The organism is Anaeromyxobacter sp. Fw109-5, from assembly GCF_000017505.1.
Lineage (GTDB): Bacteria > Myxococcota > Myxococcia > Myxococcales > Anaeromyxobacteraceae > Anaeromyxobacter.
Genome location: NC_009675.1, coordinates 2,586,979 through 2,600,156, shown reverse-complemented (window position 1 = coordinate 2,600,156; position 13,178 = coordinate 2,586,979). Strand labels below are relative to the sequence as shown.

13 protein-coding genes are annotated in these 13,178 nt (G+C 73.5%); 9 read left to right on the top strand and 4 right to left on the bottom strand.

Features of this window, described 5'->3' with window-relative positions:
* Positions 1-32: 32 nt before the first annotated feature.
* Together ANAE109_RS11725 and ANAE109_RS11720 are read right to left on the bottom strand one after the other, a co-directional pair.
* Positions 33-1,388 (bottom strand): protein-glutamate O-methyltransferase CheR, encoded by a 1,356-nt coding sequence (locus ANAE109_RS11725; RefSeq protein WP_143827954.1) that lies wholly within the window; start codon positions 1,386-1,388, stop codon positions 33-35.
* Positions 1,389-1,435: 47 nt separating this feature from the next.
* Positions 1,436-1,873 carry a chemotaxis protein CheW gene (locus ANAE109_RS11720; RefSeq protein WP_158305886.1) on the bottom strand — a complete coding sequence of 146 codons (438 nt, stop codon included), beginning with the start codon at positions 1,871-1,873 and terminating at the stop codon, positions 1,436-1,438.
* Positions 1,874-2,020: 147 nt separating this feature from the next.
* On the opposite strand from ANAE109_RS11720, the gene ANAE109_RS11715 reads away from it, so the two are divergent.
* From ANAE109_RS11715 to ANAE109_RS11685, 7 genes are all read left to right on the top strand, one after another.
* Positions 2,021-3,811, top strand: a complete 1,791-nt coding sequence (locus ANAE109_RS11715) for an SLC13 family permease (protein ID WP_012097080.1) — start codon at positions 2,021-2,023, stop codon at positions 3,809-3,811.
* A 247-nt stretch (positions 3,812-4,058) separates the two neighbouring features.
* On the top strand, positions 4,059-5,009 hold the full coding sequence (sppA, locus tag ANAE109_RS11710) for a signal peptide peptidase SppA (RefSeq protein WP_234945296.1): 951 nt from the start codon (positions 4,059-4,061) through the stop codon (positions 5,007-5,009).
* A 20-nt stretch (positions 5,010-5,029) separates the two neighbouring features.
* Positions 5,030-5,524, top strand: coding sequence for an HIT domain-containing protein (locus tag ANAE109_RS11705; RefSeq protein WP_012097078.1), 495 nt, complete (start codon positions 5,030-5,032; stop codon positions 5,522-5,524).
* A gap of 4 nt (positions 5,525-5,528) precedes the next feature.
* Positions 5,529-6,629: a tetratricopeptide repeat protein gene (locus ANAE109_RS11700; protein ID WP_012097077.1), complete on the top strand. Its 1,101-nt coding sequence runs from the start codon at positions 5,529-5,531 to the stop codon at positions 6,627-6,629.
* A gap of 87 nt (positions 6,630-6,716) precedes the next feature.
* Positions 6,717-8,534 carry an arginine--tRNA ligase gene (locus ANAE109_RS11695; RefSeq protein WP_012097076.1) on the top strand — a complete coding sequence of 606 codons (1,818 nt, stop codon included), beginning with the start codon at positions 6,717-6,719 and terminating at the stop codon, positions 8,532-8,534.
* Positions 8,535-8,546: 12 nt separating this feature from the next.
* Entirely contained in the window at positions 8,547-9,200 is a 654-nt protein-coding gene (locus ANAE109_RS11690; protein ID WP_012097075.1) for an SPOR domain-containing protein, read from the top strand.
* A 15-nt stretch (positions 9,201-9,215) separates the two neighbouring features.
* Positions 9,216-9,578, top strand: coding sequence for a cupin domain-containing protein (locus ANAE109_RS11685; RefSeq protein ID WP_012097074.1), 363 nt, complete (start codon positions 9,216-9,218; stop codon positions 9,576-9,578).
* A gap of 94 nt (positions 9,579-9,672) precedes the next feature.
* On the opposite strand, the gene ANAE109_RS11680 is transcribed toward ANAE109_RS11685, so the two are convergent.
* On the bottom strand, positions 9,673-9,945 hold the full coding sequence (locus tag ANAE109_RS11680) for a hypothetical protein (protein WP_012097073.1): 273 nt from the start codon (positions 9,943-9,945) through the stop codon (positions 9,673-9,675).
* Between the two features lie 10 nt (positions 9,946-9,955).
* A complete protein-coding gene (locus ANAE109_RS11675; RefSeq protein WP_012097072.1) occupies positions 9,956-11,551 on the bottom strand; it encodes an NAD(P)/FAD-dependent oxidoreductase in 1,596 nt (531 codons plus the stop codon).
* Positions 11,552-11,787: 236 nt separating this feature from the next.
* Between ANAE109_RS11675 and ANAE109_RS11670 the strand changes: the two genes are divergently transcribed.
* Both ANAE109_RS11670 and gap read left to right on the top strand, forming a co-directional pair.
* Positions 11,788-11,988 (top strand): hypothetical protein, encoded by a 201-nt coding sequence (locus ANAE109_RS11670; protein WP_234945295.1) that lies wholly within the window; start codon positions 11,788-11,790, stop codon positions 11,986-11,988.
* 187 nt (positions 11,989-12,175) lie between these two features.
* Positions 12,176-13,177: a type I glyceraldehyde-3-phosphate dehydrogenase gene (gene gap, locus ANAE109_RS11665; RefSeq protein WP_012097069.1), complete on the top strand. Its 1,002-nt coding sequence runs from the start codon at positions 12,176-12,178 to the stop codon at positions 13,175-13,177.
* The last annotated feature ends 1 nt before the right edge of the window (position 13,178 follow it).

Sequence of the window (13,178 nt, the reverse complement as noted above, 5' to 3'; positions counted from 1 at the left end):
ACTCGCCTCCTCGCTCCACGTTCAACGTAGCGTCAGGGTCGCGAGGGGCCATCCCCCGCGAGGCGCGACAGGTGAAATCGCGCCCCTTCCACGAGCGCTCCGGCGGTCATCCCGTGCGACAGCCGCACGGGCGCGGCCGCCGGCATCCGCTGGGCGAGCGACGCCGCCGTGCGCAGCGCGCGGGATGCGCCGGCCGTGTCCCCGCGCCTCAGGCGCAGCAAGCCCGTGAAGAAGTGCACGAACGGCTGCCCGCGGGAGAGGTAGCGCGCGCGACGGCATGCGTCCGCCGCCTCCTCGAGGCGCCCGAGCTCGGTGAGCACCACCGCCTTCTCGAAGTGGGCCTCCGCGTCGAGCGGACGGCGCGCGAGCGCGTCGTCGACCGCGGCGAGCGCCTCGGTCAGGTGAGCGGCGTCCACGAGCAGGTGGGCCGCCGCGAGCTCGGGATCGCGAGAGAGCGTCGTGGGGGGACCGGGCGGGGCGGCCCGGTGCGACCGGATCGGGGGCACGTGGCCCGGAGGAGGCGGTGGCCGGAGCGTGCGCGCCGCCGCGTCACGGGGCGCGACCCGGCGGGCGGAGGTCGGGCGGACGGACGCCGTGCGGGAGCTGGGCGCGACGGGACGCTGATAGGCGACGCCGAAGGGCCCCGCTCGAACCGTGAAGCCCGTCAGCGCGCCCAGCGGCGGATCGGCGGCGCCGGTCAGGAGCCACCCGCCCGGGGTCAGCGTCTCGAAGAGCCGGCCCGCCGCCTCGGCGACGTGCGCCCGGTCGAGGTACATGAGGACGTTGCGGCAGAGCACGAGGTCCAGGTCCGACAGCCCGCGGGCCGCCGACGGGTACTCGGGCCGCGCCAGGTTCAGCGGGAAGAAGCGGACCCGCGCCGCGATCTCCGGCGCGACGAGGAAGCGCCCATCGCGCTCGGTGAGGTGCCGCCGCGCCCGCCCGTCTGCGGCGCCGCGCAGCGACCAGAGCGAGTACTCGCCGCGGCGCGCCCGGGCGAGCGCGGTCTCGTTCAGGTCCGTCCCCACGAGGTGGACGCGCTCCCGCACGCCCCGGTCGTGCAGCACGATGGCGAGGGTGTACGGCTCCTCGCCCGTCGAGCACCCCGCGCTCCACGCCCGGAATCGCTCGACGCCCCCCTCGCGGCGGCGGAGCCCCTCCGGCAGGACGACCTCCTCGATGAACGCCCACTGCGCGGGCTCCCGGAAGAACCAGGTCTCACCCACCGTGAGCTCCTCGATGAAAGGGGCGAGCGGGCGCGCGCCTTCGAGCAGGGCTCTCGCGACCGCTTCGCCGTCCGGGAGGCCGCCTGCGTGGGCCTCCCGCGTGAGCGCCGCCGCGAGCAGGGTGCCGCGAACGCCGGAGAGATCGAGGCCTGCCTGCTCCCGCACGAGCGCGCGAAGGCGCTCCGTCGCGGGGGCCTGTGCCGGACGGAGCGTCACGGCGTGGGGACGGCCCCGAGGGCGGGATCCGCCAGCCAGGACTCGAGCGACTGGACCACGACCACGCCCTCCGGCAGGCGCACCGCGCCGGCGGAGAGGGGAGAGGTCGAGATCCACTCGGGGTGAGTCTCGACCGACTCCTCGGTCACCTCGCGGACTTCGAGGACTCGGTCGACCTGCAGCGCCACGCGTCGCCCGCCGGCCTCCGCGAGGAGCAGCTGATCCTCGGGCCGCGCCGGGCGCCCGGGCGCCCCCAGCCGCGCGGCGACGTCGACTACGGGTACGAGGGTGCCGTGCACGTCGAGCACTCCTCGCAGGTGCGGCGGCGCGCCCGGCACCGGCGTGGGCGCGGCCATTCGGAGCACCTGCAGCGCGCACGACGCCGGGAGTGCGAACGTTTGGGACGCAGCCGTGAAGAGGACGAAGGCCGCCATGACCTGCTCGAGCATCCGGGGCCCGCCGGCGCGACCGGGCCGTTCACTGCAAGGTGCACCCGGGCTCGCCCGGCGCCCACCCGCGGGCAGGGGGGCGTGTGACGGGGCGGGGGCCGGCCGGTGGGCGGGCGGGGAGGCGGCCGCGCGATGACCGTCGCGATCGGGTTCGTCCTCGCCGTCGTCGCCGTCGCGGTCGTGCTCTTCGCCTTCGAGAGGATCCCGCTCGAGGTGAGCGCCCTCACGGTCGTGGCGCTCCTCGCCGTGACCCGGGTCCTCACCCCGGAGCAGGCGTTCGCGGGGTTCGCCAACGAGACCGTCATCCTCATCTTCACGCTCCTCTCGATGACGCAGGGGCTCGTGTCGACCGGGGTCGTGCAGGCCATCGGGCAACGCATGGCGGGGGTGAGCCGCTTCGGGCCGACCGTGTTCGTGGGGTCGATCATGGCCGTGGTCGCGGCGCTCTCCTCGGTCGTCTCGAACACCGTCACGACCGCGGCGTTCCTGCCGGTCGTCATCGGCGCGGCCGATCGCGCCAAGCTCCCGCGCAGCCGCGTGCTCATGCCGCTCGCGTACGCGTCGATGCTCGGCGGCACGATCTTCCTCATCGGGACCAGCACCAACCTGGTCGTGAGCGCGATGATGGCGAAGACCGGCCTCGGCGCGATCGGCTTCTCCGAGCTCGCGCCCGTCGGGCTGCCGCTCGCGATCGTCGGGATCCTCCTCATCCTCGTGCTGTCGCGCTTCCTCCTCCCGGAGCGCACCGTCGAGGAGGACGACGTGCTGCCGGCGCGCGAGTACCTCGCGGAGGTGGTGGTGGTCCCCGGCTCGCGCTTCGCCGGCAAGCGCCTCGAGGACGTGACGCACGGGCTGGGCCTGCGCGTGCTCGCGGTCACCCGCGGAGGCGCCGCGCTCGAGGCGGCGCCGGAGCTCGAGCTCGCGGAGGGAGACGCGCTCCTGCTCGAGGAGGACCGGCTCGATCTCCTCCGGGTCAAGGATCTCCACGGCCTGGAGATGCGCGCCGACGCGAAGGCCCCGGCGCCCCAGGGCGAGGACGTGGTGCTCATGGAGGCGGCGGTCCCCATCGGCTCGAGCCTCGTCGGCCGCTCCCTCAAGGAGGCCTTCTTCGGCGAGCACTTCGGGCTCGTCGCGCTCGCCATCGCGCGCCGGCCCGCGATCCAGCGGCTCACCCGCGTCCAGCTCCTGCACGGCCTGTTCGGCGCGCACTCGCTGACGACGCTGCCGCTCGCGGCCGGCGACGTGCTCCTCGTCCGCGGTCCACGCCACCGGGTCCGCGCGCTCGCGGACGGCACGACGCTCACGCTGCTCGGCAGCGTGGAGTACCAGCCCATCCGCACCCGCAAGGCGCTCATCGCGGTGGCCATCTTCGCCGGCGTCCTCGCCGTGGGAGTGCTCGGCGTGCTGCCCCTCGCGGTGGCGGGCCTCGCCGGCATGCTCCTCATGATCGCCACGCGCTGCGTGGACCCGCGGATGGCGTTCCGGGTGGACTGGCGGGTCGTGCTCCTCATCGGCGCGATGATGGCGCTCGGGACCGCCATGGAGGTGAGCGGCGCGGGGCGCTGGCTCGGCGGGCTCCTCGTCCCCCTCGCCGAGCACGTGGGCGCGCGCGGCGTCCTCGCCGCGCTGATGGTCTTCACCATCGTGCTCTCGGCCCCGATGTCGAACCAGGCGGCGGCCCTGGTGCTCCTCCCCGTCGCCGCCGGCGTGGCCGCGCAGCTCGGCCTCGCGCCTCGACCGTTCGCGATCGGGATCTGCCTCGCGGCCTCCATCTCGTTCGTGACCCCCCTCGAGCCGTCGTGCGTGCTCGTCTACGGGCCGGGCCGCTACCGCTTCCTCGACTTCATGCGGATGGGCGCGCCGATCACCGCGGTGCTGCTCGTGCTGCTCGTCCTCCTCGTGCCGGTGTTCTGGCCGTTCTGATCCGGCGAGGGCTGCGCCCTCGCCCGGGCGAGCTCGCTTCGATCGGCCGCTCGCGATCAGTTGCGGCGCCGCGGGCTGCGTGCTTACCTGACCGGCCATGAGCCCGACCGACCCGAACGAGCCCCTCCCGACGACGCCCATCGGCACCGGCCCGAGCGCGCCCGGGGGACCGACGCAATGGGGCGGGCCGGCGGCGCCCCCGCCGGCGTGGGGGGGTGGGGGGGGCTGGGGACCCACGCCGCCCTCCATGCCGCCGCCCCCGCCGCCGCGGCGCGACCGTCTCGCCGTCGCGATCGTGGCCTTCATCTTCGGCGGCCTCTTCCTGGTGTTCTTCGGCTTCCTGGTCCTGGCCTACAGCGTCGTGAAGGGTGAGGGGCCGGCGATCGCCACCGGCCCGCGCGTCGCGATCATCGAGGTGAAGGGACCCATCGGCACCGGCGCGGGCGGTGCCGACGCGGATCGGATCCTCAAGCAGCTCCGCAAGGTCGCGCAGGACGACGGCCTCAAGGCGGTGGTCGTCCGGATCGACTCGCCGGGCGGCGCGGTCGCGCCTTCGCAGGAGCTGCACGACGAGGTGAAGAAGCTCGCGCAGAAGAAGACCGTCGTCTGCTCCATGGGGAACCTCGCCGCGTCGGGCGGGTTCTACGTCGCGGTCGCCTGCCCGAAGGTGGTGGCGGAGCCCGGCACGCTCACCGGCTCCATCGGCGTGATCACCCAGTTTCCGAAGGTGAAAGGGCTCCTCGAGCGCTGGGACGTCAAGATGGAGACCGTGAAGAGCGGCGCGCTCAAGGACGCGGGGAACCCCTTCGCGGACATGAGCGCGGAGGAGCGCGCCTACTGGCAGTCCCTCATCGATCGCGTCTACGGCCAGTTCGTGCGCGCGGTCGCCCAGGGGCGCGGGCTCGAGGAGGCCGCCGTCCGCAAGTTCGCCGACGGCCGCGTGATCACGGGCGAGGAGGCGAAGGAGCTGAAGCTCGTGGACGCCCTCGGGAACTTCTACGACGCGGTCGAGCTCGCGAAGCAGGAGGCGAAGCTCTCCGGCGAGCCCCACCTCGTCTACCCCGCCGACGAGCGCGGGAGGTTCCTCGAGCAGCTCATGGGCAGCGCAGCGGGCGCGGCCGCCGACGCGGTCGCCTCCCGGCTCCGCGCAGAGGCCACCGCCGCCCAGGAGCCGGGCGTCTACTTCCTCGCTCGCTGACCGCCGCGCAAAGGAACCCCATGGAACAGCCGCTCTGGGCCCCCTGGCGGATGGAGTTCATCCGCGCCGAGAAGCCGAAGGGCTGCATCTTCTGCGACTTCCCCGCCGCGCCCGAGGCGAGCGACCGGCAGAACCTGCTCGTGCACCGGAGCGGGCGCGCGTTCACCTGCCTCAACCGCTACCCGTACAACTCCGGGCACGTGATGGTGATCCCGCGCGCTCACGTGGCGGAGCTCGGGGCGCTCGCGCCGGAGGAGTGGACGGACCTGCAGGACGAGCTCCGGCGCGCCGTGGAGGTGGTGCGAGAGGTGTACCGCCCCGACGGGATGAACGTCGGCATGAACCTCGGGCGGTCCGCCGGCGCGGGCATCGTCGACCACCTGCACTGGCACGTGGTGCCCCGCTGGGCGGGCGACAACAACTTCATGCCCGTCCTCGCCGATCAGCGCGTGGTGGTCGAGGCGCTCGACGCCGCCTGGGAACGGCTGCGCGCCGGCTTCGCCCGCCTGGGCTGACGCGGTGTCGGACGCCTGGGTCGCCATCGCCGCGGTCTCGTTCGCCGTCGTCGCGGTCCTGCTGTGGGACCGGCTGCGGCGCCGCCGCGACGAGGCGCAGGCGTATCTCCGCGGCGTCCGCTCGGTGATCTCGGGTGACCCGGACGCCGCCATCGAGGCGCTCTCCGACGCCGCGCGGCTCGGCAGCCCGGAGGCCGTCGAGACCTACCTCGCGCTCGGCCAGCTCTTCCGCCGCACCGGCGATCTCTCCCGCGCGGTGAGGCTCCACCGGAACATGCTCCTCGGTCCGGCGCTCGATCCCGCGCGCCGGGGCGAGGTCGAGCGCGAGCTCGCCGAGGACTACCGGCGCAGCGGGATGCTCGCCGAGGCCGCCGAGATCTACCGCCGCCTCGCCCCGGGCGACCGCGCGGCGGGGGAGGGGCTCCGCGACGTGCTCGTCGACGCCGGCGATCTCGCCGGGGCGATCGAGGCGCAGCGGGCGCTGGCGGTGGAGGGATCGGATCCGGTGCTCGCGCACCTCCTCGCGGCCGCTGCGCGGGAGGCGCTGGCGGGCGCGCCCGGCGAGGCCGCGGCGCTCGCCGGAGCGGCGCTGCGCGCCGACGCGGCGAGCGCCGACGCGCTCCTCGCCGCGGCCGAGGTGGCCGCCGTGGAGGGAGACGCGGAGAGGGCGCTCGATCACGCCGGGCGCGCCCTCGACGCCGCGCCGTCCGTCGCGCTCCTCGCCTGGCCCGCGCTGTCGGCCGTCGCGGATCCCGCGGCCGTGGCGAAGTTCCTGGAGACCCGCCTCGCCGCACGCGGCGACGAGGCGGCGCTGCACCTCCTGCTCGGACGGGCCCTCCATCGGATTGGCCGGACGGGCGACGCGCTCGCGGCGCTGCGGCGCGCGCTGGAGCGCGACCGGCGAGGGGAGGCGATCTGGGAGATGCGCGAGCTCCTCCGCCACGCGGACGCGCCCGGCCCGGGCGAGCTCGCGGCGCGGCACGATCTGCTCGTCGCCGCGCTGCTGCGCCGCGGCCGCGCGCCCCGCTGCGTCCGCTGCGGAGCCGACGCGCCCTCCCGCGCGTGGCGCTGCCGCCGCTGCGGCGCCTTCGACGCGTACCCCTGAGTCGTGCACTCCGGCGGCGCGGCGATCGCGCCGCCGCGCGACTGCCCGCTTGCGCCCGCCGCGCGCGCCCGGTAGAGACAGCGCGCCATGGTGAAAGATCGCGTCATCGAGCTGTTCCGGCAGGCGCTCGCGAAGGGGGCCGCCGAGGGTCGCTGGCCCGCCCTCGAGGCGTCGTTCTCGGTCGAGGCGCCTCGCGACCCGAAGCACGGGGACTTCGCGGTGAACGCCGCGATGGTGCTCGCGAAGGCGGCGGGGAAGCCGCCGCGCGACCTCGCCCAGGCCATCGCCGCCGAGGTGCGCGCGGTGGACGCGCAGCACGAGATCGCCGGCCTCGAGGTGGCAGGCCCCGGCTTCATCAACGTCCGGCTCGCGCCGGACGTGTGGCTGCGCGCCCTCGGGCGCGTGGTGGCCGAGGGGACCGCGTACGGACGCACCGAGGTCGGCCGCGGGAAGAAGGTCATCGTGGAGTACGTCTCGGCGAACCCCACCGGCCCGATGCACGTCGGCCACGGGAGGAACGCCGTCGTGGGCGACGGCGTGCAGAGCCTGCTGCGCTGGGCGGGCTTCGAGGTCACCCGCGAGTACTACGTGAACGACTACGGCGCGCAGGTGCAGACCCTCGCGCGCTCGGTCCACCTGCGCTACCAGGAGCTGTTCGGGCGGCAGGTCACCATGCCGCCGAAGAGCTATCCCGGCGAGTACGTGAAGGACGTCGCGGCGGCGCTGAAGGCCGAGCACGGCGACCGCTGGCTCGACGCGCCCGAGGCGGAGTGGCTCGCCCTCTTCCGCGATCGCGCGGTGGAGCACGTGCTCGGCCTCATCCGCGAGGATCTCCGCGCCGTCAACATCGAGTTCGACCGCTGGTACTCGGAGAAGGCGCTCTACGAGTCGGGCACCGTCGATCGCTTCCTGCGCTTCCTGGCGGAGAAGGACCTCGTCTACGTCGGCAAGCTCCCGCCGCCCAAGTCGAAGAAGGGCCAGCCCGCCCCCGCCCAGGCGGCGAGCAACAGCGCGCACGACCTGGGGGAGGAGGGGATCGCCGCGTCCGACGACCTCACGCTCTTCCGCTCGTCTCAGTACGGCGACGAGGTCGATCGTCCGGTGAAGAAGGCGGACGGCACGACCACCTACTTCTGCGCGGACATCGCCTATCACTGGGACAAGCGTCAGCGCGCCGACGCGCTGGTCGACGTCCTCGGCGCCGATCACGGAGGGTACGTGCCCCGCCTCGAGGCGGCCCTCGAGGCGCTCGGGGCCTCGCGCAAGGACCTGCACGTGGTCCTCATCCAGATGGTGAACCTCACCCGCGGCGGCGAGGCGGTGAAGATGTCGAAGCGCGCGGGGACGGTGGTCTCGCTGCGCGAGGTGGTGGACGAGGTCGGGCGGGACGCCACGCGCTTCATCTTCCTCACCCGCCGCTCCGACGCGCAGCTCGACTTCGACATCGAGCTCGCCAAGCGCCAGACCCTCGACAACCCGGTCTTCTACGTGCAGTACGGCCACGCGCGGCTCGCCCAGATCTTCGCGAAGGCGCGGGAGGCCGGCGCGCCCGTGCCGGAGTTCGATCTGGAGGCGGCGCGCACGCTGACCTCGGCGGAGGAGCAGGACCTCATCCGGCGCATCGTCGCCTTCCCGGACATGCTCGCCGCCGCGGCGCTCGCCTACGAGCCGCACCGCGTCGCCTTCTACCTCCAGGAGACCATCGCGGCGTTCCACTCCTACTACACGCAGGGGAAGCGGACGGGAGAGCGGGTCATCTCCGCGGACGCCCGCAAGACCGCGGGGCGGCTCTTCCTGTGCCGGGCCCTCAAGCAGGTGCTCGCGAACGGCCTGGGCCTCCTCGGCGTGGCGGCCCCCGAGCGGATGGAGAGTCCGGAAACTCGCGACCTGGCGGACGACGTCTAGAATCCGGTCGTCATGCGCGATGACAACTCCCGCGTCCGCGAGAAGTTCGACCTCTCCCTCGACGGCCGTCAGATCGCGTCCATCGTGGTCGGCGCGCTCGTCATCCTCGGGGTGGTGTTCGTCCTCGGCCTCAACGTGGGGAGGCAGATCGCGACGCGCCAGGCGGACGTCGCCCGCGCGGGAGACCTCGAGGCGCTCGACCGCGCGCCGAGCGCCGCCGCTCCGGCCGTCGACGGGGCGTCGCTCACGTTCCACGACAGCCTGGTGAAGGAGAAGGCGCCCCCCATGCCGGCGGTCGCGACCCCGAGCCGGACCGCCCCCCCGCCCGCGGTCCCCGCCGCGCTCCCGGCCCCCGCCCCCAGCGCGGCCCCCACCGTCGCGGCCCCCGCGAAGGCGGCCCCCGCCTCCGCCGAGCGAGCGGAGCCGGCGACCGCGGGCGCGTTCACGATCCAGATCGGCGCCTCGCAGCAGCGCGCCGAGGCCGACCGCATCGCAGCCCGACACCGGTCCCTCCGCCCTCGGGTCGAGGCCGCCGAGGTGGACGGGAAGGGGCGCTGGTACCGCGTGCGGGTCGGGAGCTTCGACACGCGCGAGGCGGCCGAGCGCTACCGGCGCGACGTCGCGCGGGAAACCGGGGTGGCGGGCTACGTCACCGCCAGCCGCTAGCTAGTGTCCCATCGCATGGCCACGACCTTCGACAGGCCGAAACGCGTCGAGAAGCCCTGGGGCCACGAGCTCTGGTGGGCGCAGACCGACCGCTACGTCGGCAAGCTCCTGCACGTGAAGGCGGGATCGCAGCTCTCGCTGCAGTATCACGTGAAGAAGGACGAGACGATCCACCTCTGGAGCGGCGAGATGATCCTCGTGCTCCAGGACGGCGATCGCCTCGTCGATCACCGCATGCAGCCGGGCGACAGCTTCCACGTGAAGCCCGGCACCGTGCACCGCATGCGCGCCGTGAGCGACTGCGACGTGCTCGAGGTCTCGACGCCCGAGGTCGACGACGTCGTCCGCGTGCAGGACGACTACGGCCGCACGGGGTAGCGGCCCGGCCCATCGCGGTTCGCGCCTGGGCGCCACCCGAGTCGGGGCGCGAAGGCCGCTACGCGGTGCGAACCGCGGCGCGGCGCGTTGTCCTCTAGCGCGCGAGCAGGAGGCCGAGCCCCACGGCGAGCGCCACGGCGGCGGCGACGACGAGGCCGACTCGTCGCGGATCCCCGCGTCGCTCGCGCACGCCATGCAGCGCGGGCATCGCGCTGACGCGCACCCACCTCGGGGACGTCTCCGCCCGGACGAGGTCGTCGTCGGCGAGGAAGCCGTGCGTGTAGAGATCGTGCAGGACTGCGAGCGATGGGACGACCAGCTCCTCGCCCTCGCCGTTCCGCACCCGGTACTTCATCCGCTCCGCCATCCGGCCTCCCTCACGCCGCGGGCCCGAGCTCGGCGCAGATGGCCTCGGCCACCTTGAGGCCATCCACCGCGGAGGACACGATCCCGCCCGCGTACCCGGCCCCCTCGCCGGCGGGGTAGAGCCCGCGGATCGCGGGGCACTGGAGATCGGTCCCGCGGACGAGCCGGCACGGCGCGCTCGTCCGCGACTCTATCCCGATGAGCACCGCCTCGTCGGTCACGAAGCCGTGCATGCGCCGCTCGAACGCCCGCAGCCCGGCACGCAGCGCGTCCTGGACCTGCGGCGGGTACAGGCGGGACAGATCGGCCTGCGTGACACCGGGACGGTACGACGTCCGCGAGGGCGCTTCGCCGGGGCGGCGCGCGAGGTACGCCGCGAGCCGCTGGGCCGGCGCCTGGTACCCTCCGCCGCCGAGCGCGTAGGCGGCGCGCTCCCACTTGCGCTGCCAGGCGAGGCCCGCGAGCGGCCCCTCGAAGCCCTCGGCGGCGAAGTCGGCCGGGGAGACCGCCACCACGATCCCCGCGTTGGCGAGCGGCGAGGAGCGGCGGGAGTTCGACATGCCGTTCGTGCACTGCATCTCGGGCTCGGTGGGCGTCGGGACGACCACGCCGCCCGGGCACATGCAGAACGAGAACACCCCGCGCGCGGCGCCGGCGACCTTGGGGTTGTCGGCGAGCTTGTAGTCGGCGGGGGGGAGCTGGGGGTGGCGCCGGGCCGTGCCGTACTGGATGCGATCGATGAGAGGCTGCGGGTGCTCGGCGCGGAACCCCACGGCGAACGGCTTCGCCTCGATGGGCCAGCCGCGCGCCGCGAACAGCTCGAACAGCTCGCGCGCGCTGTTGCCGGGCGCGAGGACGAGCCGGTCGGAGTCGAGCGTCCGCCCGTCGGCGAGCCGGAGCCCCGCGAACCGCCCGCCGCGCAGCTCGAGGTCGATCGCGCGCGCTCCCCACAGGAACGTGCAGCCGCCGCGCTCCAGCTCCTCGCGCATCGCCGAGATCGCGGCGGGCAGGACGTCCGAGCCGACGTGTGGCTTGCCCTCCACCACGATGCGCCCCACGTTCCCGAAGCGGGCGAACAGCTCGACGACCTTCCGCACCGCCGGGTGGTGGATGCGGGTGCCGAGCTTTCCGTCGGTGTACGCGCCGGCGCCGCCCTCGCCGTAGTTCATGTTCGACTCGGGATCGAGCTCCCCGGCGCGCATGAGCGACGCCACGTCGCGCCGGCGCGGGCCCACCGTCTTGCCGCGATCGACCACCACGGACGGCACGCCGCGCTCGAGCAGCGCCCACGCGCAGAAGAGCCCCGCCGGACCGGCGCCGAGGATGATCGGCGGAGCGGCTGGCCTGCGCACCGGGCCGGGAGCGGGGTCGGGCGACGGGACCGGGGCGACGTCGGCGGGTGCGCCGCGGATCCGGCCCTCGACCTCCACCTCGAGGTTCACGAGCCAGCGCGGGTGCCCCTTGCGCCGCGCGTCGAGCGAGCGGCGGACCACCGTGGCGTCGCGCAGGTGCTCCGCCGAGAGCCCCAGCCGCTCCGCGGCGCGGCGCGTCAGGAGGGATTCGTCCTCGTCGAGCCAGAGGGGGAGGTTCGAGATCCTGTACCGCATCAGATCCTCTGAGCGCGAAGCGCGCTACGCGGGAGCCCGCCCCACGAGGCAGGGCGTGCGAAGGAGTCTACGCACCGCGACGGGCCAGCTGGCAGGGCCTCGCCTCGTGCAAGTACCCGGAATAGCGAGACATGCTCCGGTTGCCGCGCGCTGGCCCGTGACTTGCTCACGATCCGGACACGCGACACGGCGCGGTTTCGTATCTCCGGTGGGGAGTGAATGCAATGGTGCCAGGCATGCTGGACGTGAAGGGAACCAAGATCCTCGCGAAGTCGCTCTTCAAGGAGCTGCGTGGCAACGGCTACTCGACGAACCAGATCCTGAGCCTCTCGACCGAGCTCATCGATCTCGTCACGCAGGATCTCAAGGGCGAGCACGCTGCCGCCGCGCAGGCGGCCGCCGCGCAGCAGAGCGCAGGCGAGGCGCGGGCCCTCTAGTCCGCGTGCGCGGCACGACCGCGCCACGCACGAGTCGAGCGCGCAGGACCGGGCGGCGCCGAGCGATCGGCGCCGTTTCGTTTCTTTCACCTTCGCCGCCGCTCTCCCCATCGTTTCCCATTGACGCTCCGGATCCTCGTCTGTAGGTTACCGCCGCTTTTCAACCCCTTGCGAGGAGGGCAGCGGGATGGCACGGATTGCGGTCAATGGGTTCGGTCGGATCGGTCGGTGCGTGCTCAGGGCGGCGATCGAGCGGGGTGAGAAGGACCTCGAGTTCGTCTCGATCAACGACCTCACGGACACGAAGACCCTCGCGCACCTCCTGAAGTACGACTCCGTGCACGGCACCCTGGCCGCCGACGTGAAGGCGACGGACAAGGGCATCGTCGTGAACGGCAAGGAGATCGAGGTGACGGCGATCAAGTCGCCGGCCGATCTCCCCCACCAGAAGAACCAGGTCGACCTCGTCCTCGAGTGCACCGGCCTCTTCACCGAGCGCGAGAAGGCCGAGGGTCACCTCAAGGCGGGCGCCCCGCGCGTGCTCATCTCCGCGCCGGCGAAGGGCCCGGACATCACCGTGGCCTTCGGCATCAACCACGAGAAGCTCGACCGGGCGAAGCACAAGATCATCTCGAACGCGTCCTGCACGACGAACTGCCTGACGCCCGTCGCGAAGGTCCTGCTGGAGAGCTTCGGCATCAAGCGCGGCCTGATGACGACGATCCACTCCTACACGAACGATCAGAACCTCCTCGACCTGCCGCACAAGGACCTGCGCCGCGCGCGCGCGGCGGCGCTGTCGATGATCCCCTCGACGACGGGCGCCGCGAAGGCGGTCGCCGAGGTCATCCCGGAGCTGAAGGGCAAGCTGCACGGGACGTCGGTGCGCGTGCCGACCCCGAACGTCTCGCTGGTCGATCTGACCGTCGAGATGGACCGGCCTGCCACCGCCGAGGAGATCAACGCGGCGTTCAAGAAGGCGGCGGAGGGTAGCCTGAAGGGCGTGCTGGAGTACTCGGACGGCCCGCTCGTCTCGGTGGACTTCAACCACAACCCGGCGTCCTCGATCTTCGACGCCACGAGCACGTTCGTCGTCGACGGCACGTTCGCGAAGGTCTTCGCCTGGTACGACAACGAGTGGGGCTTCTCGAACCGCATGGTCGACGTGGCGAAGCTCCTCACGAAGTGAG

Excerpts from the sequence above, each read along its gene's own strand:
- ANAE109_RS11690 (WP_012097075.1), top strand. The coding sequence starts at position 8,547 with ATGCGCGATGACAACTCCCGCGTCCGCGAGAAGTTCGACCTCTCCCTC.
- ANAE109_RS11715 (WP_012097080.1), top strand. The coding sequence starts at position 2,021 with ATGACCGTCGCGATCGGGTTCGTCCTCGCCGTCGTCGCCGTCGCGGTC.
- ANAE109_RS11695 (WP_012097076.1), top strand. The coding sequence starts at position 6,717 with ATGGTGAAAGATCGCGTCATCGAGCTGTTCCGGCAGGCGCTCGCGAAG.
- gap (WP_012097069.1), top strand. The coding sequence starts at position 12,176 with ATGGCACGGATTGCGGTCAATGGGTTCGGTCGGATCGGTCGGTGCGTG.
- ANAE109_RS11720 (WP_158305886.1), bottom strand. The coding sequence starts at position 1,873 with ATGGCGGCCTTCGTCCTCTTCACGGCTGCGTCCCAAACGTTCGCACTC.
- ANAE109_RS11670 (WP_234945295.1), top strand. The coding sequence starts at position 11,788 with ATGCTGGACGTGAAGGGAACCAAGATCCTCGCGAAGTCGCTCTTCAAG.
- ANAE109_RS11685 (WP_012097074.1), top strand. The coding sequence starts at position 9,216 with ATGGCCACGACCTTCGACAGGCCGAAACGCGTCGAGAAGCCCTGGGGC.
- ANAE109_RS11675 (WP_012097072.1), bottom strand. The coding sequence starts at position 11,551 with ATGCGGTACAGGATCTCGAACCTCCCCCTCTGGCTCGACGAGGACGAA.
- ANAE109_RS11705 (WP_012097078.1), top strand. The coding sequence starts at position 5,030 with ATGGAACAGCCGCTCTGGGCCCCCTGGCGGATGGAGTTCATCCGCGCC.
- sppA (WP_234945296.1), top strand. The coding sequence starts at position 4,059 with ATGCCGCCGCCCCCGCCGCCGCGGCGCGACCGTCTCGCCGTCGCGATC.
- ANAE109_RS11680 (WP_012097073.1), bottom strand. The coding sequence starts at position 9,945 with ATGGCGGAGCGGATGAAGTACCGGGTGCGGAACGGCGAGGGCGAGGAG.